23 protein-coding genes are annotated in these 24858 nt (G+C 70.7%); 13 read left to right on the top strand and 10 right to left on the bottom strand.

The features are described from left to right. Positions 1–186 precede the first annotated feature (186 nt). The 3 genes from SALPAC6_RS0104460 to SALPAC6_RS0104450 all read right to left on the bottom strand — a co-directional run bounded on the left by SALPAC6_RS0104460 (position 187) and on the right by SALPAC6_RS0104450 (position 2787). On the bottom strand, positions 187–1011 hold the full coding sequence (locus tag SALPAC6_RS0104460; protein WP_018252241.1) for an ABC transporter permease subunit: 825 nt from the start codon (positions 1009–1011) through the stop codon (positions 187–189). Then, complete coding sequence (locus SALPAC6_RS0104455; protein ID WP_018252240.1) at positions 1008–1943, bottom strand: ABC transporter ATP-binding protein; 936 nt, start codon at positions 1941–1943, stop codon at positions 1008–1010. The genes SALPAC6_RS0104460 and SALPAC6_RS0104455 overlap by 4 nt, the downstream gene beginning before the upstream one ends. Positions 1944–2043: 100 nt before the next feature. After that, entirely contained in the window at positions 2044–2787 is a 744-nt protein-coding gene (locus tag SALPAC6_RS0104450) for a hypothetical protein (protein WP_188115278.1), read from the bottom strand. A 104-nt stretch (positions 2788–2891) separates the two neighbouring features. On the opposite strand from SALPAC6_RS0104450, the gene SALPAC6_RS0104445 reads away from it, so the two are divergent. The 9 genes from SALPAC6_RS0104445 (at position 2892) to SALPAC6_RS0104405 (ending at position 12906) form a co-directional block, all read left to right on the top strand. After that, positions 2892–3593, top strand: a complete 702-nt coding sequence (locus SALPAC6_RS0104445; protein ID WP_018252238.1) for a response regulator transcription factor — start codon at positions 2892–2894, stop codon at positions 3591–3593. Beyond that, positions 3590–5158: a sensor histidine kinase gene (locus SALPAC6_RS0104440; protein ID WP_018252237.1), complete on the top strand. Its 1569-nt coding sequence runs from the start codon at positions 3590–3592 to the stop codon at positions 5156–5158. The genes SALPAC6_RS0104445 and SALPAC6_RS0104440 overlap by 4 nt, the downstream gene beginning before the upstream one ends. A 62-nt stretch (positions 5159–5220) precedes the next feature. After that, complete coding sequence (locus SALPAC6_RS0104435; RefSeq protein ID WP_018252236.1) at positions 5221–6777, top strand: S1C family serine protease; 1557 nt, start codon at positions 5221–5223, stop codon at positions 6775–6777. 308 nt (positions 6778–7085) lie between these two features. Next, positions 7086–8192, top strand: a complete 1107-nt coding sequence (locus tag SALPAC6_RS0104430; RefSeq protein WP_018252235.1) for a glycosyltransferase family 4 protein — start codon at positions 7086–7088, stop codon at positions 8190–8192. Between the two features lie 84 nt (positions 8193–8276). Beyond that, a complete protein-coding gene (locus tag SALPAC6_RS0104425) occupies positions 8277–9107 on the top strand; it encodes a patatin-like phospholipase family protein (protein ID WP_018252234.1) in 831 nt (276 codons plus the stop codon). Continuing rightward, positions 9107–10123: a 1-acyl-sn-glycerol-3-phosphate acyltransferase gene (locus SALPAC6_RS0104420; protein ID WP_018252233.1), complete on the top strand. Its 1017-nt coding sequence runs from the start codon at positions 9107–9109 to the stop codon at positions 10121–10123. Before SALPAC6_RS0104425 ends, SALPAC6_RS0104420 begins: the two co-directional genes overlap by 1 nt. Positions 10124–10132: 9 nt before the next feature. Beyond that, positions 10133–10450, top strand: coding sequence for a divalent-cation tolerance protein CutA (gene cutA, locus SALPAC6_RS0104415; protein WP_018252232.1), 318 nt, complete (start codon positions 10133–10135; stop codon positions 10448–10450). Positions 10451–10580: 130 nt separating this feature from the next. Then, the gene (locus tag SALPAC6_RS0104410; RefSeq protein ID WP_026189316.1) at positions 10581–11624 is read left to right on the top strand and encodes a fatty acid desaturase family protein; all 1044 of its coding nucleotides are present in this window, start codon (positions 10581–10583) and stop codon (positions 11622–11624) included. A 130-nt stretch (positions 11625–11754) separates the two neighbouring features. Then, complete coding sequence (locus tag SALPAC6_RS0104405) at positions 11755–12906, top strand: FHA domain-containing protein (RefSeq protein ID WP_018252230.1); 1152 nt, start codon at positions 11755–11757, stop codon at positions 12904–12906. Between the two features lie 57 nt (positions 12907–12963). Here SALPAC6_RS0104405 and rocD read toward each other — a convergent pair whose 3' ends face one another. The 3 genes from rocD to SALPAC6_RS0104390 form a co-directional block, all read right to left on the bottom strand. Next, entirely contained in the window at positions 12964–14178 is a 1215-nt protein-coding gene (gene rocD / locus SALPAC6_RS0104400; protein ID WP_018252229.1) for an ornithine--oxo-acid transaminase, read from the bottom strand. Further along, positions 14179–14988: a dimethylargininase gene (gene ddaH / locus SALPAC6_RS0104395; protein ID WP_018252228.1), complete on the bottom strand. Its 810-nt coding sequence runs from the start codon at positions 14986–14988 to the stop codon at positions 14179–14181. 224 nt (positions 14989–15212) lie between these two features. Continuing rightward, positions 15213–16583 (bottom strand): FAD-dependent oxidoreductase, encoded by a 1371-nt coding sequence (locus tag SALPAC6_RS0104390; protein ID WP_018252227.1) that lies wholly within the window; start codon positions 16581–16583, stop codon positions 15213–15215. 138 nt (positions 16584–16721) lie between these two features. Between SALPAC6_RS0104390 and SALPAC6_RS0104385 the strand changes: the two genes are divergently transcribed. Together SALPAC6_RS0104385 and fabG are read left to right on the top strand one after the other, a co-directional pair. After that, positions 16722–18146, top strand: a complete 1425-nt coding sequence (locus SALPAC6_RS0104385) for a carbohydrate-binding protein (protein WP_026189315.1) — start codon at positions 16722–16724, stop codon at positions 18144–18146. 184 nt (positions 18147–18330) lie between these two features. Continuing rightward, positions 18331–19086 (top strand): 3-oxoacyl-ACP reductase FabG, encoded by a 756-nt coding sequence (gene fabG / locus SALPAC6_RS0104380; protein ID WP_018252225.1) that lies wholly within the window; start codon positions 18331–18333, stop codon positions 19084–19086. Here fabG and SALPAC6_RS0104375 read toward each other — a convergent pair. Both SALPAC6_RS0104375 and SALPAC6_RS0104370 read right to left on the bottom strand, forming a co-directional pair. Then, positions 19059–19565 (bottom strand): hypothetical protein, encoded by a 507-nt coding sequence (locus SALPAC6_RS0104375; RefSeq protein ID WP_018252224.1) that lies wholly within the window; start codon positions 19563–19565, stop codon positions 19059–19061. The two genes, fabG and SALPAC6_RS0104375, sit on opposite strands and share 28 nt — an antisense overlap. Beyond that, entirely contained in the window at positions 19558–19974 is a 417-nt protein-coding gene (locus tag SALPAC6_RS0104370) for a hypothetical protein (RefSeq protein ID WP_018252223.1), read from the bottom strand. The genes SALPAC6_RS0104375 and SALPAC6_RS0104370 overlap by 8 nt, the downstream gene beginning before the upstream one ends. A 105-nt stretch (positions 19975–20079) precedes the next feature. Here SALPAC6_RS0104370 and SALPAC6_RS0104365 point away from each other — a divergent pair, with 105 nt between their 5' ends. Beyond that, positions 20080–20988, top strand: a complete 909-nt coding sequence (locus SALPAC6_RS0104365; protein WP_018252222.1) for a Gfo/Idh/MocA family protein — start codon at positions 20080–20082, stop codon at positions 20986–20988. A 58-nt stretch (positions 20989–21046) separates the two neighbouring features. Here SALPAC6_RS0104365 and SALPAC6_RS0104360 read toward each other — a convergent pair whose 3' ends face one another. Further along, the gene (locus SALPAC6_RS0104360; RefSeq protein WP_026189314.1) at positions 21047–21235 is read right to left on the bottom strand and encodes a DUF2795 domain-containing protein; all 189 of its coding nucleotides are present in this window, start codon (positions 21233–21235) and stop codon (positions 21047–21049) included. Positions 21236–21306: 71 nt separating this feature from the next. Here SALPAC6_RS0104360 and SALPAC6_RS0104355 point away from each other — a divergent pair, with 71 nt between their 5' ends. After that, positions 21307–22563 (top strand): erythromycin esterase family protein, encoded by a 1257-nt coding sequence (locus SALPAC6_RS0104355; protein WP_018252220.1) that lies wholly within the window; start codon positions 21307–21309, stop codon positions 22561–22563. A gap of 86 nt (positions 22564–22649) precedes the next feature. Here SALPAC6_RS0104355 and SALPAC6_RS0104350 read toward each other — a convergent pair whose 3' ends face one another. Beyond that, complete coding sequence (locus tag SALPAC6_RS0104350; protein WP_018252219.1) at positions 22650–24857, bottom strand: MMPL family transporter; 2208 nt, start codon at positions 24855–24857, stop codon at positions 22650–22652. Position 24858: the final 1 nt, after the last annotated feature.

The following is a 24858-nucleotide window of genomic DNA, read 5'->3' as shown; positions in this document are numbered from 1 at the left end:
TCCAGGCTACGCCGTACCCAACCAATAGGAGTTTCCGACTCGGCTCCGCGGGGGGTTTCACAGAAATTGCCAGAAGTGCGTCCATCGCCGCGCGTCCTGCCACCTCCTGGTAGGCGGCCCGAACCCATCAGCGCGGACGGGCCTACCTGCCCTTTCGGGCAGGTAGGCCGTCTCCTGACGGATCCGTCAGGAGACGTCCCGCCGACGCATGATGAGGATGCCGATCAGCCCGGAGAGCAGCCCGTACCCGATGAGTACGGCAGCGCCCGCCCAGCGTGGTGGTTCCCCCGGAATGTCGACACCGGTGGTCATCAGCGCCGAGGCCAACGACGGCACCAGCAGTTGCAGGTTGTTGATCCAGTCACCGAAGCGGTTCGCGGCCATGACGAGCACGGTCAGCGCCCCGATCGTGCCTCCCAGGTACAGCAGAATTCCGGTGACGGTGGCGCCGAGTTGGCTGCGGATGAGTGTCCCCAGGCCGACCCCGAAAAACGCCCAGAGCAGGTAGGCCAGCCCGTTGAGCGCAACGGCCTCCCAGGCGGCGCTGCCCCACTGGGCGCTCACCCCGACCACCTCCAGGACCGCTGGCCCGGCGAGCAGGTTCGCGCTGGTCGTCACCAGCCAGAAGATCAGTGCCAGGCAGGCGGTCGCGGCGAGCTTGGCCAGGACGACCGCGCTCCGCCGCGGGGTGGTCAGGAAGGTGGTGGTCACGGTCTGGTGGAAGAATTCACCGGTCACCACGACGATGCCGAGCAGCATCACCATCAGCAGGCCGAAGAACTGACCGTTGGTGTAGAGGTTGGCCGCCAGCGCGTCCGGCTGGGCGACCGCCCCCACCGCCTCGGACTGCTCCGCCGGCACGTCGTCGAGGCGGGTCCGGGTGAGCGCGTCGGTCTGCAACCAGTTGAACGCCAACGTGATACCCCACAGTGGCAGGTAGATCAGAGTCATGATCCACCAGGTGCTGGTCGTGCGGATCTTGACCAGCTCGGCTCGGACCAGGTTACTCATCGGATGCCCGCCTTTCCGGCCGTCAGCTCGAGGAAGACGCCCTCAAGGTCAGGACGTTCGGTGGCTAGTTCATGCAGCTCCACGCTGGCGGCCAGGGCCACCCTGCCGATCGTCGGTGCGTCCACGCCCCGGACCAGCAGGGCCCCCTGGTCGTCAACGTCCACTGTCGCCGACTGCTGCTCGAGCGCGGCCCGCAGCGTCTCGGCCTGCGGGGAGCGCACCCGAACCCGGGCGGTCTGCGCCATCGAGCCGATGACCCGGTCCACCGGGCCCTGCCGGATCAGCCGGCCGGCCGCGATGATGACGACATCGTCCGCGAGAAGCTGCATCTCCGACAGCAGGTGGCTGGAGACCAGGACCGTGCGCCCTTCGGCGGCCAGGCTCTTGAGGAAACCGCGCATCCACCGGATGCCCTCCGGGTCGAGCCCGTTGGCCGGCTCATCCAAAATCAGCACCCGGGGGTCGCCGAGCATCGCCGCGGCGATGCCCAGGCGCTGCTTCATGCCCAGCGAGTAGCCCTTGAACTTGCGCTGGGCCGCTGGTGCCAGACCGACCTGGGTCAGCACCTCGTCGGCCCGGGAACGGGGCAGCCCGGCCGCGGTGCAGATCACCCGCAGGTGGTTGATGCCGGTGCGCCCCTTGTGTGCGCTGGACGCCTCCAGCACCGCGCCGACGTGCCGCACCGGGTCGGTCAGGTCGGCATACCGGCGCCCGCCGATGGTCGCCTGGCCAGCCGTCGGCGTGACCAGGTTCAGCAGCATGCGCAGCGTGGTGGTCTTGCCGGCACCGTTCGGGCCCAGGAACCCGGTGACCCGACCCGGCTCCACCCGGAACGACAGGTCGTTGACCGCGCGAGCGTTGCCGTAGATCTTCGTCAGCCGGGAGACCACGATCTCGCCTGTGGTGTTGGGGCTCGACCGTCCGTCTGTCATTCTTCTCCCACGTTCATGTCGGTGATCGCCCTCGTTGGCCTTGCCGGGCGGTGTGAGCCACCTGCGGCCCGGCAGCGGAGCCGGGACCGATGTCCAGCTGCTATCCGGCGATCCAGGTGGCGCGCGCGTAGCCGAGGAGACTACCGTCCGGGGCGAACAAGCTGCTGTGCACCTCGGCTTTGCGGCCCTGGACGCCGGCCAACACCCCGGTCACCACGCACTCGTCATCGGGGTGCGGTGTGGCCAGCACCACCGCGGACATTCGGCCCAGCAGGTACGGCCGGCCGGGGGCGATCACCGACCAGCCTCCGGGACAGTCCAGCGCCGCCCAGGTGGTGACCACGTCCGCTTCCTCCGGAGCCCGGAACGGGGCGGCGGTGCGCCCGTCGGAGAGTGGACCAGGGAAGATCCGGAGCCCGTCGGCGTGCTGCGGGCCGCAGACGTAGCAGCCGGGGAACGGGTGGTTGACCAGCCCGGGGTAGTCGGCGGCGGCGGCCCGGGCGGTCGCCAGGTCCACCGGCTCCGCCACCGGGTCGAACGGGGCAACTGTCGTGACCTCGGCGACGAGGCGGCCTGCGGGGTCGCGGACCTCGCCCGTGTCGAGGGTCAACGGCGTCTCCAGCGGCGGGGGTCGGCGTAGGGTCACCTCCACCGGCTCGGCGTCGCGTCGAGGGCGCCCGCCGGGCGCCGGTAGCGAAGCACCCTGGGCGGCCACCGCGAACGTACCCGCGCTCCACCCGCCGTTCCCCGAGCCCGGCGGGCCGTTGTACCGCGAGCCGATGATCACGTCGTTCACCTCCGATCGGAGCCAGCCCGGTCGCCGGTCCGCCTGGCAGCCTGCCATGGTCATGTCGCAGCCGCCCAGGTGGCCAGGTCGCCTCGTCCGCTCACAGAATTCATTCAGGAATCACCCAGGCGTGTCGCAGTCGGGTCGCGGATGATGGCCGCATGGCGGCTACCCAGACCGAGGCTCGACTGCTCGTCGTCGAGGACGACCCGAACATTCTCGAGCTGCTCTCCGCGAGCCTGCGCTTCGCTGGTTTCGACGTGGCGACCGCGACCAGCGGCAGCGCCGCGTTGAGCGCGGCGAAGACACACCGCCCCGATCTGGTCGTGCTGGACATCATGCTGCCCGATCTGGACGGGTTCGAGGTCATCCGGTTGCTGCGCGAGGGGGGCACCCGTACCCCGGTCGTCTTCCTGACCGCGCGGGACGCCACCGACGACAAGATCCGTGGGCTGACCCTGGGCGGCGACGACTACGTGACCAAGCCGTTCAGCCTGGAGGAGTTGACCGCGCGGATCCGGGCGGTGCTGCGCCGCAGCGCCAGCGGTGAGCAGGCCCCGGCCCGGCTCACCTTCGCCGACCTCGAACTCGACGAGGAGGCCCACGAGGTGCACCGGGCGGGGCAGCGGGTGCAGCTCTCCCCGACGGAGTTCAAGCTGCTGCGGTACCTGATGCTGAACGCCAACCGGGTGCTCTCCAAGGCGCAGATCCTCGATCACGTCTGGAACTACGACTTCCGGGGCGACGACAACATCGTCGAGTCGTACATCTCGTATCTTCGGCGCAAGGTCGACAACACCCAGCCCCGGTTGATCCACACCCTCCGCGGGGTCGGGTACGTGCTCCGCAAGCCGGCAGCGTGAACGCCCTCGCACAGGCGAAGGCCGGACTGCGCCGGATCCCGCTCCGGGTCAAGCTGATCGCCGCGGTCCTCAGCCTGGTGGCGGTCGCGCTCCTGGTGATCAGCACGATGGCCACCGTCTTCCTCCGGAGCTACCTTATCGGCCAGGTTGACCAGGGGTTGGAGGGCTCGGCCAGCAACATCGACTCCCGGCTCAAGGCCGGCGAGGCTCTCCACGTGCCGGTTCGGCTGATCTTCCCGACGGACTACCTGATCGTCGTGACGAGCGCCCAAACCGGGCTGGTCGAAGGCGTGGTGTACGACACAGGCCGGTTCGAGAGTTGGGAGCTGCCCCCGGTGCCGACGGACGCCGCGGGGTTTCGGGACCTGGCCGGTGAGCCGTTCACCGCCCGCGCCAAGGGCAGCGATGTGCACTGGCGAATGCTCTACACGGAGCTGCCGAGCGGAGCGTGGCTGGCCGTCGGGCAGCACCTGATCGAGGTGGATCAGGCCGTCAAGCGGCTGATCTGGATCGATCTGATGGTGGGCACGTCGGTGTTGCTCCTGCTCGCCTCGATCGGCGCGGGCATCGTCCGGGCCAGCCTGAGGCCCCTCGACGAGATCGAGCAGACCGCCGCCGCGATCGCCGGTGGGGACCTGGCCCGCCGGGTGCCGGACCCCGAGGCGGGTAACCCCCAGCCGACCTCGGAGCTGGGGCGGCTGTCCAGGGCGCTCAACATGATGCTCACCCAGATCGAGGCGGCCTTCACCGCCCGCGCCGCCTCGGAGACCGCCGCCCGCGCCGCCGAGGCCACCGCGCGGGACGCCGCCGCGCACGCGCAGGCGTCCGAGTCCCGCGCCCGGCGTTCCGAGGAGCGGATGCGGCAGTTCGTCGCGGACGCCTCGCACGAGCTGCGTACGCCACTGACCACCATCCGGGGCTTCGCCGAGCTGTACCGGCAGGGCGCTGCGCGGGATCCCGAGCAGACCGGTGACCTGCTGCGTCGGATCGAGGACGAGGCGGCCCGGATGGGGCTGCTGGTGGAGGATCTGCTGCTGCTCGCCCGGCTGGACCGGGAGCGTCCGCTCTCGCCGGCCCCGGTCGAGCTGCCGGTGCTGGCCGCCGACGCCGTGGCGGCAGCGCGGGCGGTGGCGCCGGACCGGCGAATTGAACTGGACATCGTCGCGGGCGCCGGGCCGCTGGTGGTATACGGCGACGACGCTCGTCTGCGGCAGGTGATCGGCAACCTGATGACCAATGCCCTGACGCACACCCCACCGGGGGCGTCGGTGACGCTACGGCTGCGTTCCGAGTCTGGTCAGTTGGCGGTGGTGGAGGTCGCCGACACCGGGCCGGGGCTCTCCGGTGAGCAGGCCGAGCGGGTGTTCGAGCGCTTCTACCGGGTGGACGCGGCCCGGACCCGCCGGGCCGGTGGCAACACCGGGACCGGGCTGGGCCTGGCGATCGTCGCCGCCCTGGTCGCCGCCCACCAGGGCACGGTGGAGGTGGCGCAGACTCCGGGCGGAGGCGCGACGTTTCGGGTCCGGTTGCCCCTGGCGCCGGCACCGACCGGTGACGAGGTGTAATTTTCAGCCAATCCACAGCTAGGCTTCAGGCTGATCGAAGTGGTAGGGGAGAAGGTGGTTCCATGACCGACTACGAGTCCGACCCGCAGCGTCGGCAGACCCCCAGGGACGCCGAGTCGTCGCATCCCACTGCCGATCTGTCCCGCCTCGAGCGCACCCTGTCCGACTCTTCGGCCGCTACCCCCGGTGCGGACAGTGGCGCCGCGCCATCCGCCGGCACCCCGGCCGACCGTACTGAGGTGGTGCCGACCTCGGCTCCGGACACGCCGCTGTCGGTCGACCCCATTGACGTGTTGCCGCCCTCGGCCCCGGACGGCCCGCCGTCGGTCAACCCCGCTGTGCCGCTCGGCCCCCGGCCCGGCGCCACGCCCGTCGCCGGGCCGCCCGGTGGGCCTCCCTATCCCCCCGGCTACTCGCCGCAGCACCCCGGCGCTGCCTGGTACGGGCCGCAGTCCACCGCCTGGAGCGGGGGGCAGCCAGGCGGGTACGGAGCCCCGTTCTACCCGGGTCAGCCAGCGCAGCTGGCCGGGCAGCCCACACCACCGTGGGGGGCGCCGCGAACCGGTCCGAATCCGGGCAGCCGGGTGGCGAAGTTCATTGGCGCCGGCGTCGCGGTGCTCGCCCTGATGTTCGGCTCCGGTGTCGCCGGCGGCGCGCTCGCACTCGCCCTGAGCGATGGCTCCGGCATCACGCGCACCTACTCCGCGGCCCCGATCATCGACAGCGCCGACCTGCCGCGGATCGCCGCCGCGGTGCAGCCCAGCGTGGTGTCGATCGGCACCGACAGCGGCGGGGGCTCGGGCGTGATCCTCACCGCCGACGGATATGTGCTGACCAACAACCACGTGATCGCCACGGCCAGCGGCGACACCGTGCTGGTGACCTTCGCCGACGGCGAGACGGCGTCGGCGGAGATCACCGGCACCGACCCCAAGACCGACCTGGCGGTGGTGAAGGCCGCCGGGGTCAGCGACCTGACGCCGGCGGAGTTCGGCGACAGCGACGCGATGCAGGTCGGCGATCAGGTTCTCGCCCTCGGTAGTCCGCTGGGCCTGCAGGGGTCGGTGACCGCCGGCATCCTGAGCGCGCGGGACCGCACCATTCAGGCCGGCGGTTCGGAGCAGGACCCGACGGCGGGGGTCACCTCGATCTCGGGGCTGTTGCAGACCGACGCGCCGATCAACCCGGGTAACTCCGGTGGGGCGCTGGTCAACACCCGGGGTGAGGTGATCGGGATCAACACCGCGATCGCCACCAGCGGCCAAGGCAGCACCGGCAACATCGGGGTCGGCTTCGCCATCCCGAGTAACAAGGCCAAGGACGTCGCCGAGAAGCTGCAACGGGGCGAGAAGGTAAGCCACCCCACCCTCGGTGTCAGCGTCACCGCCGCGGAGGGCGGGGGTGCCCTGGTGGCCGAGGTCCTCCCCGACAGCGCTGCCGAGCGGGCGGGCTTCCAGCAGGGCGACGTCATCATCCGGTACGGCGACAAGGTGATCAGCGACTCCGAAGATCTGGTCGCCGTGGTCCAGGCCGGCAAGGTGGGCGACCGGGTGGATGTGACATACAAGCGAAACAATGTTGAAGCGACGGCAACCGTGACGCTCGCCGAAGCGTCCTAAGAAGTGATGCCCGCCCAGGGCGTCACTGCGATCAGGACTTTCCTCCTCCCTCCTGCGGCGGGTGGTGGAGCCAAGGGGGTTGGCTCCACCACCCGCCGCGTCTGTGGTGACGGTGGTTCACCCCGGACGGGTGAACCACCGTCACCCCAGCTCCAGACGCCGTCAGGGGGAAACAGGACCGGCCGGGGCAGCAGGAGCGCTCGTCCGGCTTGTCCGTTTACTTGGGTGGCAACCGGGAATCCGCCCCCGACTGGCAGCCGTGCCGCTGGTGGGCATGGCGGTGCCCACCAGCGGCCGGAGGGGGACTCGTGGCGCGTAACCGCGGGGACGGCAGCGTGGCCGGGCGGCCACTACGGATCGCGATGGTGGTCCCGCCGTGGCTATCGGTGCCACCAGCCGGCTACGGTGGCCTGGAGTACGTCGTCGCTGCCCTGGTGGACGGGCTGATCGCCCGGGGCCATCCGGTGACCCTCTTCGGTGCGGGTGAGCAGACCGGGACCGCCGCCCGCTACGTCTCGACCGACGCCGAGCTGAAGTTTCACCGGATGGGTGAGGCGCTGCCCGAGCTGGCCCACCTCGTTCAGGTGAATCAGTTCATCACTCCGGAACACTTCGACGTGGTCCACGACCACACCACGATCGGACCCCTGTTGGCCGGACGCCGGTCTGTGCCCACCGTTGCGACCGTGCACGGCAACCCGGTCGGGGAGTACGGCACCGTCCTCGAGAAGGTCGACCGAGGCGTCGGTCTGGTAGCCATCTCCCACGCCCAACGGCGGCTCAACCTGCGGCTGCCCTGGGTCGGCACCGTGCACAACGCGCTGGACACCGAAGACATCCCGCACAAGTCGCAGCCGGGCCGGGGACCGGTGCTCTGGCTGGCCCGGTTCAGCCCGGACAAGGGACCCGATCTCGCCATCCGTGCCTGCCGGGCGGCCGGCCTGCCGCTGGTCCTCGCCGGCAAGTGCAACGAGCCAGCCGAACGTCGCTACTTCGACGAGGTGGTTCGGCCGATGCTGGGCGACGATGTCACCGTCATCCTCGACGCCGACCGACGGGACTCGTTCCGCCTGCTCCTGGACGCCCGCTGTCTGGTGTTGCCGATCCAGTGGGAGGAGCCGTTCGGTGTCGTCATGCTGGAGGCGATGGCCACCGGGACCCCGGTGGTGGCGCTACGTCGAGGTGCCGTGCCGGAGTTGATCGTGCCGGACCGTACCGGTCTGATCTGCGAGAGCGCGGACGAGTTGCCGGCGGCGCTGCGGGTGGCGGGCGAACTGGACCCGGCGGTCTGCGTCGCGCACGTGGCGGAGAGCTTCTCCACCGCCCGGCTGGTTGACGGCTACGAGGCGGTGCTGCAGCGGTTCGTCTCGGCGGTGGTCCCCGCGCGAGAACCCGCCCCCATCACGTTCCGCTGAGGGCGGCGGCCGGATCAGTCCGGGTTGGGGGAGGTGGGTGACGGGCCGGCGGGCGGGCGGCACAGCCATGCCAGGATGGCAGCTATGGCTCGGGGTCCGGTGGCGTTCGTGCTCGGTGGCGGCGGCATCCTCGGTGCGGTCGAGGTCGGCATGCTGCGCGCTCTGTTCCGCACCAACATCCGGCCGGACCTGGTGTTCGGCACATCGATTGGTGCGGTCAACGGGGTACTGGTGGCCGCCGATCCGTCCACTGCGGTCATCGACCGGCTGGTCCGGCTCTGGGCCTCCCCGGAGGCGAGCGAGGTGTACGGCGACTCGGTGGCTCGGCAGCTACGCCGGTTCGCCGCGCGTACCCATCTGCACTCGCCGCGGCCACTGCGCAAACTGTTGGAGCGGGAGCTCGGCGCCGACACCACCTTCGCGGACCTGCGGGTGCCCTTCCGCTGCTGTGCGGCGAACATCGAGCGGGCCGCCGAGCACTGGTTTGATACCGGGCCGGTGGTGCCGGCCGTCCTCGCCAGCGCCTCTGTGCCGGGTCTTCTCCCCCCAGCCCAGATCGATGGCCAGCACTACATCGACGGGGGTGTGGTCAACTCGATCCCGATCGGCGAGGCGGTGGCGGCTGGCGCTACCCGGATCTTCGTGCTTCAGGTGGGGCGGATCGAACGCGAGCTCAGCCCGCCGCGGCGCCCCTGGGAGATCGCCCAGGTCGCGTTCGAGATCGCCCGCCGGCACCGGTTCGCCCGCGAGTTGGCCGCCGTGCCCGACGGGGTCCAGGTGCACGTGCTGCCGACCGGCGGCATCCAGCCCCGGGAGGACTCGCCGTGGGCGTACCGCGACATGGCGGCGGTGGGACGGCGGATCAGCCGGGCCTACACGGCCTCGCGGCACTACCTGGCCCAGATGGACCGCTGATGCGCCTACCACCCCGGTGGCTGCGCCGGGTGCTCCTGGCTCCGGGTGTGGTTGCGCTGGCGGTCACCGTGGTGACGACAGTGCCGGTGTGGGCCCTGCTCGCCCTGGCCGCCTCGCCGTTCGTGCCGGGTCGGCTGCGTCCGCTGCGACTGCTCTGGATCGGTCTCGTCTATCTGGTGTGGGACGCGGCGGCACTGATCGCGCTCTTCGTGCTCTGGGTCGCCTCCGGGTTCGGCTGGCGGGTCCGGTCCCCGGCGTTCGAACAGGCGCACTACCGGCTCGCCGGCTGGTTCCTGCGGGTGCTGTTCTGGCAGGCCCGGTGGACCCTGCGGCTCTCCATTGAGGTGGCGGGCGCCGATCCGGACACGGCCCTGGCCGGGCGGCCGGAGCTGGTGTTGTGTCGGCACGCCGGTCCGGGCGACTCGTTCATTCTGATCCATGCCCTGGTCAACTGGTTCCGCCGGGAGCCGCGGATCGTGCTCAAGCACACCCTGCAGTGGGATCCGGCGATCGACGTACTGCTCAACCGGTTACCGAACCGCTTTCTCGCGCCCGGACCAGACGGCCGCGCGACGTTGACCGAACAGATCGGGCAGCTCGCCACCGGCCTGGACGATGACACTGCCTTCGTGCTCTTTCCCGAGGGCGGTAACTTCACCCCGAAGCGTCGTCTGCGGGCGATTGCCCGGCTGCGGGAACTGGGCCACGAGTTGATGGCGTCGCGGGCCGAACGGATGCGCCACGTGCTTGCCCCGCAGCCGGGCGGGCTATTGGCCGCGTTGGACGCCGCGCCCGACGCCGGCGTCATCTTTGTCGCCCACACCGGCCTGGACCGGATGGTGACGATTACCGACGTGTGGCGGGAACTTCCCATGGACAAACGGATCGTGATGCGCTTCTGGTCTGTGCCCCCGGAGGAGGTGCCGGTCGGTGCGCAGGCGCGGATCGACTGGCTGTTTGACTGGTGGGGGCGGATGGACGCGTGGATCGCCCAACATCAGAACGGATCCACGTAGGGTGACTATGTGGAGGAGATCTGTGTGGTGACGACGGTGGTGGACGAGCGTTCGGTCGCCGGGGGGCTCGCGGACGCGGCGGTGGCCGATCATCTGGCGGCCTGCGCGCAGGTGGGCGGCCAGGTGGACAGTACGTACTGGTGGCAACAGCGCGTCGAGACCAATTCCGAATGGTCGGTGCAGTTCAAGACCGCCCCGGACCGAGTCGGTGCGTTGGTCGGGCAGATTCGGGCCAACCACCCGTACGACGTCCCGGAGATCCTGGTCAACCGGGTGGAGAGTAACCCCGACTACGCCGCCTGGATCCACGAGCAGACCCATCCGTAACCCGCCCCGGTAGGGCGTGCCCCACCTCCAGCCGGGGGGTGTGCCGGCTTACTCAGCGCAACCGTCCTCGGAAGACTCGGTGTCGATGGTCGAGCTGACCGGCGCGACCGGAGTCGAGGAGGGGTGGGCGATGATGCGGCAGCTGGTGGCGGATCCGCCGGTTCGGGGCAGTGACTACGCCGAGTTGTCCCGGCGGGTTCGGGCGGCGGGGCTCCTGGACCGCCGTCCCGGCTGGTATGCGGTGTGGATCACGTCAACCACCGCGTTCTTCGGCGCGGTCTGGGCGCTGGTCGTCCTCGTCGGCGACTCCTGGGGGCAGGCGGCGGTCGCGGCACTGATGGCGGTGGCCAGCACGCAGGTGGCCTTCCTCGGTCACGACGCCGGGCACCGGCAGATGTTCCGGCGGCGGGGGCCCAGCGAACTGGTTGGCCTGCTCGCCGGGAACCTGGCGGTCGGGCTCAGCTACGGGTGGTGGGTGGAGAAGCACAACCGGCACCACGCCAACCCCAACCACGCCGACGAGGACCCGGACGTGGGGGCGGGCGCGTTGGTCTGGTCGGTGGAGCAGGCTCGGGCGACCCGGGGGTTCGCTCGGTGGCTGGCGCGAAGGCAGGCGTTCCTCTTCTTCCCGATGCTGCTACTGGAAGGGCTGAACCTGCATCTGTCGAGCCTGCGAGCCATCGTAGGGCGGGGGCCGGACGGGCGGTTCCAGACGCCGATGCGGCACCGGGGCGCCGAGGCGTTCCTGCTCGCCGCACACACCGTCCTCTACGTTGGCGGCCTGCTGCTGGTGATGTCACCGGGGAAGGCGTTGGTCTTCGCGGCGGTGCACCAGGGGCTGTGGGGGCTGTACATGGGGTGTTCGTTCGCTCCGAATCACAAGGGCATGCCGATGCCGACCGCCGTTGACCAACTGGACTTCCTGCGTAAGCAGGTGATCACCTCACGTAACGTACGAGGTGGTCGGTTTGTCGATGTCGCGTTGGGCGGATTGAACCAGCAGATCGAGCACCACCTCTTCCCGAGCATGCCGCGCGGCAACCTGCGCCGGGCCCAACCGATCGTCCGGGCCTACTGCGCGCAGCGGGGTGTCCCGTACGTCGAGGTGGGACTGGTGGAGTCGTACCGGCAGGCGCTCGCACACCTGCATGCGGTTGGGCAGCCATTACGTTGAGTGAGTAGCGTGCCTCGGCAGCGAGGTGGTGCCGACACCGCTGGTCAGCTCCGGGCCGGCGGTGCCGGTAGGGTCGGCTCATGGTAGACGTGCGCACCGGGCGGAGGGCGACCTTCGTGGGGGAGATCCGATGAGATTCGAGATCAGTAAGGTGCTGGACGCCATTGAGGGCCGGGTGTCCACCGACCCCTGGCTGACCCGCGCGGTGCTCGACCTGGCCGAGGTGATCCGGTACCAGGACATTGACGGCGGCCGGCCAGCCAGTCTGCTCCGCCTCGGCATGGTGATTGACGCCCTGTCGCGTCACCTGGAGGAGGACAGCGTCCCGGTCTACGCGGTGGTGCACCGGGGCGTGCTCTCCGACGCCGACCTGACGTCGAACGAGCGGATGGTGGTGCGGCGGTGGGCCGACGACGGCTTGGTGGAGGTGCTCGACAATCCCGGTGGTCGGATGCTGGAGGTCGCTGACCTGCTCGGGCTTCCGGTGCTGAGCCGGGCCCGGTTCGACGGGTTGCGGGGACGCTACCCCTGGGTGGCCGACCAGCCCGGCCGGGTGGTCGCCCCGGTGCCCGCGCAGGGTGGGCCGACCTTCGTCGCACACGTCGGTGGCGGGGGCACTCTCTCCGCCGGGGACCGCTCCGTGGCCGGCAACAAGCTGTTGGCGCGGCACTGGCGGTGCCCCGAGTCCCCGTGCGCGCTCTTCGGTCAGGGCGGTGGGGGTGGGGCCTTCGCCGATCTGGCCGCGGTCAGCGATCGCAGCCCGGTGACGCAGCCGCCGCCCAGCCTGCGCGGCGGAGTGCCGACCTGCCCCCGGCACGGCGCTCGGCTCAGCGACGCGGGTCCGCGTCCTCGGTCGGCGATGTTGGCGGTCCGGGTCGGTGGCCTGATCCGGCGTCGGTTCGTGCTCACCGACTCCGAACCGGTGCTGGTCGGGCGTGCTCCAGAGGCTGACGGCGGGATCGTCCTCGGTCAGTGGCTCAACGACGAGGCCCGCCGGTGGATCAGCCGCAGCCACCTGCGCCTGGAGTTGCGCGTCGGCGAGATCGTCGTCACCGACGTGAGCACCAACGGCTCGGGGATCCGGCCGAACGGGTCGGTGGTGGAGGCGGAGCGGGTTCCGCTGGCGCCGCAGCAGTCTCGGGTGCTGACCGAGGGGGAGATGGTGGAGCTGTACCCGGGCGTGCAGGTCGGGCGCCCGGATGAACTGCCGACTGGCGCGCCGCACACCCCGGCCTCGGTGATGGCCGAGGCGCCGACGATGGCGATGCGCCTGCCGCGGTGACCGGCCCGGCAGGGGTGCCGGGTCACCCGGACCGGCACCCCTGCGGGGGCACGAGGGCTACTCGGTGAGGATCGCAGCGAGCTGAGCCACCGCGTAGTCGGTCTCTTCCTCGGTGATGACCAGGGGTGGGGCCAGGCGGATGGTGGAGCCGTGGGTGTCCTTAACGAGGACGCCGCGGCTCATCAGCCGTTCGCTCGCCTCCCGCCCGGTCATCAGGGCCGGGTCGATGTCCAGGCCGGCCCAGAGCCCGCGGCCCCGGACCGCGAGCAGACCCTTGCCGACCAGTGCCTGGAGCCCGGCGTGCAACCGGGCGCCGAGCTCGGTGGAGCGGCGCTGGAACTCGCCGGTGGCCAGCAGCCGGACAACCTCGGTGGCGACCGCGGCGGCGAGGGGGTTCCCGCCGAAGGTGGAGCCGTGCTGGCCCGGTTGGAGCACGCCGAGCACGCCGGCATCCGCCGCGACGGCCGAGACCGGCACGATGCCGCCGCCGAGGGCCTTGCCGAGTAGGTACATGTCCGGCACGACATCTTCGTGTTCGCAGGCGAACGTGGTGCCGGTGCGGCCGAGGCCGGACTGGATCTCGTCGGCGAGGAGGAGCACGTTCCGGTCGGTGCAGACCCGCCGTACGCCCGGCAGGTAGCCGGCCGGTGGCACGATGACCCCCTGCTCGCCCTGGATCGGCTCGAGCAGCACCGCGACGGTGTTCTCGTCGATGGCGGCGGTCAGCGCCGCCAGGTCGCCGTAGGCGACGAGGCGGAAGCCTGGCGTGTACGGCCCGAAGTCGGCGCGGGCGTCCTCATCGGTGGAGAAGCTGACGATGGTGGTGGTGCGACCGTGGAAGTTGCCCTCGGCCACCACAATGTTCGCCTGCTCCGCCGCGACTCCCTTGACCTGGTAGCCCCACTTGCGGGCCACCTTGATGCCGGTCTCGACGGCCTCGGCCCCGGTGTTCATCGGCAGCACCAGCTCCTTGCCGCAGAGCTGGGAAAGTTCCCGACAGAAGTCGGCGAACTGGTCGTGGATGAAGGCACGGCTGGTCAGGGTGAGGCGGTCCAGCTGGGCGTGGGCGGCCTCGACCAGCTTCGGGTGGCGGTGCCCGAAGTTGAGCGCCGAGTAGCCGGCCAGGCAGTCCAGGTAGCGGCGGCCGTCCACGTCGGTCACCCAGGTGCCCTCGGCCGAGGAGATGACCACCGGCAGCGGGTGGTAGTTGTGCGCTGTCCACCGTTGCGCATCGCGCACGGCCGCGGGCGTCCGTACCTCGTCTTTGATCATCTATTCGCCTCCCTGTCGGAGTCGCAACGTGCAGCACTTCGGGCCACCGCCGGCCTTACGCAGCTCGGACAGGTCGATCCCGATCGTCTGGTAGCCCCGCTCCCGGAGCTTCGCCGCCAAGCCGGTGGCCTGCGCCGGTAGGACGACGTGCTGGCCGTCGCCGACCGCGTTGAGGCCCAGGACCATGGCGTCGGCCATGCTGGCGAGTACGGCGTCCGGGAAGAGTCGCCGCAGCACTGCCTGGCTGCCGGGGGAGAAGGCCTCGGGGAGGTACGCGACGGTGCGCTCATCCAGCACGGTCAACGCGGTGTCCAGGTGGTAGAAGCGGGGGTCCACCAGCTGCATGGTGAGAACCGGGTAGCCGAAGACCTCCTGCAACTGCGCATGGGCGGGGTGCGCGGTCCGGAACCCGGTGCCGGCGAGGAGGTAGCCACCGGCGAGCAGGATGTCGCCTTCCCCCTCGTTGACGTGCTTCGGATCGTGCACCTCGAAGCCGGCGGCTTCGAACCAGGCCCGATAGGCGGGTGCCTCGTCGGCGCGCTGCGGGTTCCGGAACTGCACCGCCATGGCCCGGTCGCCGAGGACCGTGCCGCCGTTGGCGGCGAAGACCATGTCGGGTAGGCCCGGTAGCGGGGTGATCTCCTCGATGGTGTGGCCGAGATCCCGGTAGGTCTGGCGTAGCTGCTCCCACTGCCGGATCGCCAGGTCGACGTCGACCGGTGCGGTCGGGTCCATCCACGGGTTGATCGCGTAGTCAACGGCGAAGTATGTCGGCCGGCACATGAGGAAGCGCTGGTGGGTGGCGTCCATCGGCATTGTCCTGCTCCCAGGGTTGGGCGCGCCCGGCCACCGTGGCCCGCGGGCTGGCGCCGTTGCTCCACGGTATGTGGGGCAGGTCAGCAGGATCCACCGTAGGAAGTTGCTTTGGTCGTCAGATCATTGCGTTTGACGGCTCTTTGGCGGCGTTTCATTGCAGAGACCTCCCGGCGGGGAGTCTCCGGCTGCTCCGGCCGGAAAGGGGAGGTGCTCCCGCGTCACCGCCCGAGGGCCTCAACGGCCTTACGCGCGGCGATCAGCACCGGATCCCAGACCGGTGAGTACGGCGGGGCGTACCCGAGGTCGAGGGCGGTCATGTCATCCACCGTCATGCCGTTCCAGAGCGCCACGGCCAAGGCGTCGATCCGTTTCGCCGCCTCCGACCAGCCCACGATCTGGGCGCCGAGGAGCCGCCCGGTGGGCCGTTCGGCGATGAGCTTGACGCTCATCGGGCGGGAGCCGGGGAAGTAGCCGGCGCGGTTGGTGGACTCGGTGATCACCGAGACGAACTCGAAGCCCGCCGCCGCGGCGTCCTGCTCCCGGAGCCCGGTGCGGCCGACCTCCAGGTCACAGACCTTGATCACCGCAGTGCCGATCACGCCGGGGAAGGTCGCGTACCCGCCACCGATGTTGATGCCGGCGACCCGGCCCTGCTTGTTGGCGTGCGTGCCCAGTGGGATGTGTACGGGCATTCCGCTGACCCGGTGCAGGCACTCCACGCAGTCACCGGCGGCCCATACGTCGTCAACTCCGGGTACCCGCATGCGCCGGTCCACCCGCAGTGCCCCGCTGGGCCCGATCGGCAGCCCCGCGGCCTCGGCGAGCGCGACGTTGGGGCGGACACCGAGGCCGAGCACGACCAGGTCGGCGGGGATCGGTCCGTCGGAGGTGAGCACCGCGCAGACCCGCCCGTCTCGCTCCTGCAGGCCGGTCACCTCCAGGTCGGTGCGGATCTGCACCCCCACTCCGTGCATGGCGTCGTTGACCAGCTTGGCCATGTCCGGGTCCACCGTCGACATCGGTTGACTGGCCTTCTCGACCAGGGTGACCGCCAGCCCGCGCTGGATCAGCGCCTCGGCCATCTCGACCCCGATGTAGCCTCCGCCGACCACGACCGCCTGGCGGGGTCGCGGATCAGTGTCCAGCCAGTCCCGGAGGGCGGCGCCGTCGTCGAGGGTCTGCACGCCGAAGACGCCCTCCACCCCGGTGCGCGCCCAGGCGGGCCGTAGCGGGTGGGCACCGGTGGCGTAGACCAGGGTGTCGAATCGCTCGCGGACCTCGCCGCCGTTGGCCAGGTCCCGGGCGACTACCTCGCGCCGGTCCAGGTCGACCGCGGTGACCTCGTGCCGTAGCCGGACTCCGATGTCGAACCGCTCGCGGAAGGTCGTCGGATCGCGGGCGATCAGCTGGTCGCGCTGCGGCACCAGACCACTGATCCAGTACGGGATGCCGCAGGCCGAGTAGGACGTGAACTGGCCCCGCTCGAAGGCAATGATCTCCAGGTCGTCCGGGTCGCGGCGACGGCGGGCCTGGGACGCCGCCGCCATCCCGGCGGCATCGCCGCCGATGACGATTAACCGTTCTGCCACCAACTCATCCTGTCACGGATCGACCCGGGCTCGGGTGCGCTGAGCGGAGGTTCGAGAGATCGACATTGACAACTGGGTGGTGGGCACGTACAACTCGGAGAGAGCGCTCTCTCGACCCGTCCCCAGAGAGGTACGTTCATGCACACCCCGCCCGGGGCGCCTGCCGCCCTGCCCGCGAGACGCCGGAAGCAACTGGCGTTGGCGCTGTTCACTGCCCTTACCACCACTGCCCTGGCGGGTGTCGCGGTCACCGCGAACGCCGCCGTGCCCACGCCCGCCCCCGGCTGGAGTCTGGTCTGGAGCGACGACTTCGACGGCGCGGCCGGCACCCTGCCCTCCTCGGCCAACTGGATCATCGACCTCGGCACCAGCTACCCCGGCGGCCCGCCCAACTGGGGCACCGGTGAGATCCAGACGTATACCGACAGCACCGCCAACCTCAGTCACGATGGTGCGGGCAACCTACGAATCACCCCCCTGCGCGAGTCGGCCGGCGGGTGGACCTCGGCCCGGATCGAGACCGTACGGACCGACTTCAAGCCGCCGGCCGGAGGTGTCCTCGCGATCGAAGGCCGGCTCCAGGTGCCGAATGTGACCGGGGCTCCGGCGGCCGGCTACTGGCCGGCGTTCTGGGCGCTCGGGTCGCCGTACCGGGGTGACTACCAGAACTGGCCGAGCGTCGGCGAGTTTGACGTGATGGAGAACGTCAACGGGATCAACTCGGTCTGGGGCGTGCTGCACTGCGGCTTCGCGCCGGGCGGACCGTGCGACGAGTTCAACGGTATCGGTGCCGCCCGAACCTGCCCGGGAGCCACCTGTCAGTCGGCGTTCCACACCTACCGGTTCGAGTGGGACGCCTCGGTCAGCCCGCAGGAGCTGCGCTGGTACGTCGACGGCGAGCAATACCACACGGTGACGCAGACCCGGGTCGGTGAGCCGGCCTGGTCGCAGATGACCAGCCACGACGGCTACTTCCTGCTGCTCAACGTGGCGATGGGTGGCGCCTTCCCGAATGGTGTCGCCGGGGGAACCACCCCGACCGCCGCGACGGTGCCGGGCCGGCCGATGCTCGTGGACTACGTCGCGGTCTACAGCCGGGGCGCCGGCACCGCCCCGCCGACCACCGCTCCACCAACCACCCCACCGCCGGGTGGGGCGCGGGACGCGTACGCGACGATCGAGGCCGAGTCGTTCGACGGCCAGTACGGCGTTCAGGTGGAGGACGCCACCGAGGGCGGGGAGAGCATCGGCTACCTGCGCAACGGTGACTGGGCCCGCTACGACAACGTCGAGTTCGGTGCCGTCCCACCACGGGATTTCGTCGCTCGGATCGCCTCCGGCGCCGGTAGCGGGGTGAGCGGGTTGGTCGAGGTGCGCCTGGACAGCCCGACCAGCCCACCGATCGGCAGCTTCGCGATCGGCAGCACCGGCGGCTGGCAGAGCTGGCGTTCGGTGCCCGGCAACGTTGCCGGCCCCACCGGTCGCCATCCGGTCTACCTGACCTTCACCAGCGGCCAGCCGAACGACTTCGTCAACGTCAACTGGTTCACCTTCCGCCGTTAGCGGTGCAAGCGGCCCTGGTGGGCTTCCCGTCGGCGTCAACCAGGGCCGCTCGCCCGCTCCTCCCCCTCGGTAGCGCGGCGGACAACCCGTCGCGCGCCCGAGCGGCGACTGCTTCCTGGTCGGGTAACGGGTCGACTCGAGTGGGTTAAGCTCCTTCGATCGATCGAGGTTACTGGGAGGTAGTATGTCGGAGCAGCGGGTCGCGATCGTGACCGGCGCAGCGCGGGGCATCGGGGCGGCCACCGCCCGGCGGTTGGCCGCCGACGGGTTGGCCGTAGCGGTGGTGGACATCGACGAGTCCGCGACCGGTGCGACCGTCGCCGCCATCGCCGACGCGGGTGGGCGGGCGCTCGGCGTCGGCGCGGACGTGTCGGACCGGGCCCAGGTGGAGGCGGCCGTCGAGCGGGTAGCCGCCGAGCTCGGCGCGCCAACCGTCCTGGTCAACAACGCCGGTGTGCTGCGGGACAATCTGCTGTTCAAGATGTCCGACGCCGACTGGGACACGGTGCTGGGCGTGCACCTGCGGGGTGCCTTCTTGTTCAGCCAGGCCACCCAGCAGCACATGGTCGAGCAGCGGTGGGGTCGGATCGTCAACCTCTCCAGCACCTCCGCGCTCGGCAACCGGGGGCAGGCGAACTACGCCGCGGCCAAGGCCGGTCTGCAAGGCTTCACGAAGACCCTCGCGATCGAGTTGGGCCCGTTCGGGGTGACGGTCAACGCGGTCGCTCCGGGTTTCATCGTCACCGACATGACCGCGGCGACCGCCGCCCGAATGAAGGTCGACTTCGAGGCGCTGCAGAAACACGCGGAGGCGGAGATCCCGGTCCGCCGGGTGGGCCGCCCGGAGGACATCGCGCACACCATCTCATTCCTGGCCAGTGCGGGCGCGTCGTTCGTCTCCGGGCAGGTCCTCTACGTCGCCGGCGGGCCGAAGGACTGATCCGGCGCGACCCGGGACGGCCTCGGCCGGCTGGCCACAGTCCGGTCGGGGTCGTGACGGGTACGCCAGAGCCAGAGCAGACCGAGCACCGGTAGCACCAGCGGGATGTAGCCGTACCCGCTGCCGAAGCCGGACCAGACTGTCTCGTCCGGGAACAACTCCGGCCGGGCCTGGCTGACCGCACCGACACCCACCACCCCGACCAACTCGACCGTGCAGCAGGTCAGCGCGATCAGGCGGCCGGCGCGACCGGCCCGGCCCAGCCCCACCGCCGCCACGATGTAGACCGCCGCGGCGAAGCCGGAGAGGAGGTACGCCATCGGCGCCGCCTCGAACCGGGTGGCGATCTGGAGGCCGGCCCGGCTGGTGGCGGCGATGGCGAAGAGCAGGTAGACCGCGATCAGGAGGCGGCCCGGGCCGGAATTGGTCCGCGCCCGCTCGGTGGGTTGCGGGCGCTTGGTGGGGTGCGGGTCAGCCACCGAGCACCGTCCAGGTCTGCTGGAGTCGGACCAGAACCACCGGGGTGACCAGGCAGATCGTGCAGACGATGGCCGACCCCCACCGGGTGGGCTCCATTCGGGCCAGCACCCAGGCCAGCGGGGGTAGACAGACCAGGGTGGCCAGGTAGCCGAAGAAGGATCCCGGCTCGTCCGGCCGCTGACCACCGCCGAGGGCGATCAGGGTGACGACGGTGAGTACGAGCAGAGCCGCTTCCAGCACGGCCAAGCCCGCGAACTGCGCCCGGTCCGGGGCGCGGTGCCGCAGCGTCGCCACGAGGGCCCAACCCGCGACGAGGAGGGAGAGCACGATCGGGACGGCGGCGAGGAGCCCGTCGATGGGAAGGTCGGCAGCAGCGCTGGTGGCCGCGCTTGCTTCGGTCACCGGCACACTCTACTCATCCGGGTAGCACACCTCCCGGTGGCGTCCTTGCCCCGCCGGATAGCGTTGTCTGCGACACTGCGGTGGGTCGCGGTGCCGACTGGTGGGAGGTTCGTGGTGCGGTTCGGGTTGTTCGGTACCGGGCACTGGGCGGGTGAGACGCACGGAGCGGGTCTGGCTGCCCATCCCCGTACCGAGTTGGTCGGTGTCTGGGGGCGGGATCCAGCCAAGGCCGCCGTGCTCGCCGAGCAGTACGGCGTGCCGGCGTTTGACGACGCCGACGCGCTGATTGAGGCGTGCGAGGCCGTGGCGATTGCCCTGCCGCCAGATGTGCAGGTCGAGCTGGCGACCCGGGCCGCCGCGGCGGGACGCCACCTGCTGCTCGACAAGCCGCTCGCGTTGACCCTCGCCGACGCCGACCGCCTGGTCGCCACGGCCCAGGCTGCCAACGTTGCCTCGCTGGTCTTCTTCACCCAGCGCTATCACCAGAACGTCACCACCTTCCTCGCCGCCACCGCCGCGGACGGCGGCTGGCAACACGCCGAGGCGACCCTCTTCGCCTCGATCTTCCAGCCGGGTAGCCCGTACGCGGGCTCTACCTGGCGGCGTGAGCACGGCGGGCTCTGGGACATCGGTCCGCACGCGCTGTCACTGATCCTGCCGGTCATGGGGCGAGTCACCCGGGTTGCGGCGATGGATGGCCCCCGGGGTCTGGTGCACCTGCTGCTCACCCACGACAACGGCGCCACGAGCAGACTGTCACTCACCCTGGACGCCCCCAGCGGAGCGGTCCGCCGGGATGTCGTCTTCTACGGCGAGAGCGGCATCGAGGCCGTTCCCTACGGCAACGACACCCTGGCCGGGGCGTTCGGGACGGCGATCGACCAGCTCCTGGCAGAGATCGACTCGGGGACCCGGGATCACCGTCTCGACGTCCGGTTCGGTCGTGAGGTGGTGGCCATCCTGGCGGCAGCGGAGACGGCCCGCGCCGAGGCCCGCACCGTTGAGGTGCTTACTCGTTGATCCGGCCGCGGTCAACCGCCTGACCCGGCGGCCCGGGCCCGGCCCGGCCGCTGGGGTCTCAGCGCATGTTCAGCGCCTCGGACAGCTCGGCCGGGGAGTTGAAGCTGCCCTCTGGCAGCAGCCGCAGCACCTGCAACATCTCCGTGCTCACCCCGTTCTCCTGGCCCCACCGGACCAGGTCCTCGCGGGAGACGGGGTAGTCGAGGGCGGCGATAGAGTCCTGCAACTCTGCGCTGGAGGCGGTCATGCTCCCGGATACCCGCCCCGCGTGCCGGCACACCGGGTTTGCCCATCCGGCGCACCGGGTAGCCGCCCGGCATGCTGATGCAGCGGCTCGGCGCCCCGAGTGATTTTGACCCATTGCTGGAGCGCGCCCGGGACGCCCGGATCGTGATGCTCGGGGAGGCGACCCACGGCAGCCATGACTACTACCGGCTGCGTGGGGAGCTGACCCGGCGGTTGATTGCCGAGGGGGGCTTCTCGTTCATCGCGGTGGAGGGGGACTGGCCGGACTGCGACCGGGTGCATCGCTCGGTGACGGCCGCCCCCGACGCCGCGGTCGAACCGCAGGGTGCCCTCGAACGGTTCGAGCGGTGGCCCACCTGGATGTGGGCGAACGCGGAGGTGGCCCGCTTCTTGCGGTGGCTGCGGGAGTGGAACGGGCAGCGGCCCGAGCCGGAACGGGTCGGTTTCCACGGGTTGGACGTCTACAGCCTGTGGGAGTCGATGCAGGCCATCTTCGACTACCTGGGCGAGGAGGCGCCCGGGGCGCTGGACGCCGCGCAGGACGCCTATCGGTGCTTCGAGCCATACGGACGGCGGATCGAGGAGTACGGCACAGCGAGCCGGTTCGTCTCCGCGCGCTGTGAGGACGAGGTGGTCTGCCTGCTGGCGCGGATTCGGGAACACGCGGCGACCAACGGTGCGGACGCCTTCTCGGCCTGGCAGAACGCGGAGGTCGTCTCCGGCGCGGAGCGGTACTACCGCGCCATGGTCAGCGGTGGGCCGGAGTCGTGGAACATCCGGGACAACCACATGGCCGACACCCTGGACCGGCTGCTGGAGCGCTACGGTCCGGGGGCACGTGGGGTGGTGTGGGCCCACAACACCCACGTCGGGGACGCGCGCGCAACCGACATGGTCGCGGACGGCATGGTGAGCCTCGGCCAACTGGCCCGGGACCGACACGGCCGGGACGATGTCGTCCTGGTCGGGTTCGGCAGCCATCGGGGCACGGTGGTCGCCGCGCCGCACTGGGGCTCGCCAGCCGAGAAGATGAACGTTCCGCCGGCCCGGGAGGGGTCGGTGGAACAGCGGCTACACGACCTGCTGCCGGAACAGGCAGTACTGATCTTCGGCGGCGCCGACCAGCCCGGCTGGGTGACCGAGCCGCTGGACCACCGGGCGATCGGGGTGGTCTACAACCCCTCGTTGGAGTCGTGGGGTAACTATCAGCCGACGCGGCTGGGGGAACGGTACGACGGGTTCGTCTGGTGTGACGAGGCGACCGCCCTGGACCCACTCCCCGCTCGGGATGCCCGCGGTGAGCTGGAGACGTACCCGGCCGGGGTGTAGCGGGGAGGGCCCTGGTTCGGGGCCAGCACAGGAAGGGCCCCCTGCCCGGCGCGTCCCACCCCGGGCAAGGGGCCGCTTCACTGACCTCAGGTGCGGGCGGGCTCCTGCTCCGCCAGGTGGTTCCGCAGGCCCTCACCCTCCACGTCCACGTTGGGCAGGACCCGGTTCAGCCAGCGCGGCAGCCACCAACCGGCGTCGCCGAGCAGGGACATGACCGCCGGCACGATCGTCATCCGGACCACGAACGCATCGATGGCGACGCCGACCGCCAGCGCGAAGCCCATCGACTTGATGACCGGGTCCTCCATGAAGATGAAGCCACCGAAGACGGAGATCATGATGAGCGCGGCCGCGGTGACCACCCGGGCGCCGTGCCCCATCCCGTTGATGGTGGCCTGCCGGGCGGTGTCGCCGTGGACGAAGTCCTCCCGCATTCGGGAGACGAGGAAGACCTCGTAGTCCATCGCGAGTCCGAAGAGGATACCGATGAGCAGGATCGGCAGGAAGCTGATCAGCGGCCCTGGTGTGTCCAGACCGACCAGGTCGGCGAGGTGGCCCTGCTGGAAGACCGCGACGGTGAGCCCGAAGGTGGCCGCCACCGTGAGCAGGAAGCCCAGCGCGGCCTTCACCGGCACCAGCAGCGAGCGGAACACCAGCATCAACAGCACGATCGACAGGCCGACCACCAGGAGTAGGTAGATCGGCAGGGCGTCGGTGAGCTTCTCCGAGACGTCGATGCCAATCGCGGTTACCCCGGTGAGCAGCACGTCGGCGCCCTGGATGCCGCCGACCGAGCCGCGGATGTCGTCCACCACCCGCTCGGTCGCCGGGTCGGTGGGCCCGGTCTCCGGGATCACACCGAGCAAAGCGGTCCGCCCGTCCGGACTCAGCTGCGGTGGCGTCACGGCCAGGACGTTGTCAGTGCCCTGAACCAGGGCTGCGACCTGGGGTACGGCTGCCGCCGTCGCCTCCGGGCTGTCCCCGGCCACCACGATCGCCAGCCGACCGGTGAAGCCCGGCCCGAAGCCCTCACTGATCAGGTCGTTGGAGACCCGGGCCGGCGAGCCGACCGGCGCGGTCCCCTGGTCCGGGAGGGCCAGCCGCATGTCGGAGGTGGGCAGCGCGAGCGCGCCGAGCCCGAGCAGGGCGACCAGGATCACCGGCACCCGGAACCGGATGGCCAACCGAGCCCAGCGGAAGCCGAACGTGGAGCGGTCCTCGGCCGGCGCGGTCGGCTCGGGTGCATCGGTTCCCGGCTCGATCGGGTTGGCCCGGTACTGGTGCCGTTGCTTACGGCGGAGCACCCGCCGCCCGGCGAAGCCGAGCAGCGCGGGCTGCAGGGTGAGGGCGACCAGCACGGCGATGACGATCGTTCCGGCGGCGGCCAGACCCATCACGGTCAGGAACGGGATGTTCACCACCGCCAGACCGGAGAGCGCGATGACCACGGTGGCGCCGGCGAAGAGCACAGCCGAGCCGGCGGTGCCGACCGCCCGGCCGACCGCCTCGTCCGGCGGTAGCCCCTCGAGCAGGTTCTGCCGGTAGCGGGAGGTGATGAAGAGCGAGTAGTCGATGCCGACCGCGAGACCGAGCATCAGGGCGAGGATCGGCGCGGTGCTGGTCAACTCGACCGTGCCGCTGAGCGCGTAGAGACCGGCCATGCCGACGCCGACCCCGATCAGCGCGTTCAGCATGGTCATTCCCGCCGCTACCAGTGAGCCGAAGGTGACGACCAGGACGATTGCCGCGACGGCGACGCCGATCGCCTCCGAGGAGCCGGCCTGCGGCTCGGCGTTGAGCACCTCGCCGCCGGGGGCTACCTGCCAGCCCTCCGCCTTGGCCGCGGCGCCGACCTGTTCGTACGCCTCCCGCTCTTCGTTGGTGACCTTGTCCGCGCCCTCGGCGAACTGGACCTGGATCAGCCCGTACTGGCCGTCGGGGCTGATCGCCTGGGCCGTGAGTGGGTCCACCGCGCCGATCACACCGGGCAGCGTCGCGGCCTCCTGGGTGACCTCGGTCGCCACCGCCTGGCCCTCTGGCGTGCCGAGCAGGCCCGGCTGTGGAGCTTTGAGCGCGATCGTGCCGGTGGCGCCGCTGGCCGCCGAGAACTGCTCATCGAGCAGATCCCTCGCCTGCTGCGACTCGGTGCCGGGCATGCTGAAGTCGCTCGCCGTCGGGCCGCGCAGGTTCAGGGCCGCCAGGCCGAGACCGACGAGCACGACGAGCCAGATCGCGGCGACGAGGCGTCGCCTGCGCATCGCGCCGCGGCCGAGCCGATAGAGCAGGGTCGACATG

The sequence above is a fragment of the Salinispora mooreana genome, from assembly GCF_000379065.1.
Taxonomy (GTDB): Bacteria; Actinomycetota; Actinomycetes; order Mycobacteriales; family Micromonosporaceae; genus Micromonospora; species Micromonospora mooreana.
This window is presented reverse-complemented; position numbering and strand designations above follow the sequence as displayed.

Bases quoted from the DNA above. Each gene is read 5' to 3' on its own strand.
- SALPAC6_RS0104460 (WP_018252241.1), bottom strand. From the start codon at position 1,011: ATGAGTAACCTGGTCCGAGCCGAGCTGGTCAAGATCCGCACGACCAGC.
- SALPAC6_RS0104455 (WP_018252240.1), bottom strand. From the start codon at position 1,943: ATGACAGACGGACGGTCGAGCCCCAACACCACAGGCGAGATCGTGGTC.
- SALPAC6_RS0104450 (WP_188115278.1), bottom strand. From the start codon at position 2,787: ATGGCAGGCTGCCAGGCGGACCGGCGACCGGGCTGGCTCCGATCGGAG.
- SALPAC6_RS0104445 (WP_018252238.1), top strand. From the start codon at position 2,892: ATGGCGGCTACCCAGACCGAGGCTCGACTGCTCGTCGTCGAGGACGAC.
- SALPAC6_RS0104435 (WP_018252236.1), top strand. From the start codon at position 5,221: ATGACCGACTACGAGTCCGACCCGCAGCGTCGGCAGACCCCCAGGGAC.
- SALPAC6_RS0104425 (WP_018252234.1), top strand. From the start codon at position 8,277: ATGGCTCGGGGTCCGGTGGCGTTCGTGCTCGGTGGCGGCGGCATCCTC.
- SALPAC6_RS0104420 (WP_018252233.1), top strand. From the start codon at position 9,107: ATGCGCCTACCACCCCGGTGGCTGCGCCGGGTGCTCCTGGCTCCGGGT.
- SALPAC6_RS0104410 (WP_026189316.1), top strand. From the start codon at position 10,581: ATGATGCGGCAGCTGGTGGCGGATCCGCCGGTTCGGGGCAGTGACTAC.
- SALPAC6_RS0104405 (WP_018252230.1), top strand. From the start codon at position 11,755: ATGAGATTCGAGATCAGTAAGGTGCTGGACGCCATTGAGGGCCGGGTG.
- rocD (WP_018252229.1), bottom strand. From the start codon at position 14,178: ATGATCAAAGACGAGGTACGGACGCCCGCGGCCGTGCGCGATGCGCAA.
- ddaH (WP_018252228.1), bottom strand. From the start codon at position 14,988: ATGGACGCCACCCACCAGCGCTTCCTCATGTGCCGGCCGACATACTTC.
- SALPAC6_RS0104385 (WP_026189315.1), top strand. From the start codon at position 16,722: ATGCACACCCCGCCCGGGGCGCCTGCCGCCCTGCCCGCGAGACGCCGG.
- fabG (WP_018252225.1), top strand. From the start codon at position 18,331: ATGTCGGAGCAGCGGGTCGCGATCGTGACCGGCGCAGCGCGGGGCATC.
- SALPAC6_RS0104360 (WP_026189314.1), bottom strand. From the start codon at position 21,235: ATGACCGCCTCCAGCGCAGAGTTGCAGGACTCTATCGCCGCCCTCGAC.
- SALPAC6_RS0104355 (WP_018252220.1), top strand. From the start codon at position 21,307: ATGCTGATGCAGCGGCTCGGCGCCCCGAGTGATTTTGACCCATTGCTG.
- SALPAC6_RS0104350 (WP_018252219.1), bottom strand. From the start codon at position 24,857: ATGTCGACCCTGCTCTATCGGCTCGGCCGCGGCGCGATGCGCAGGCGA.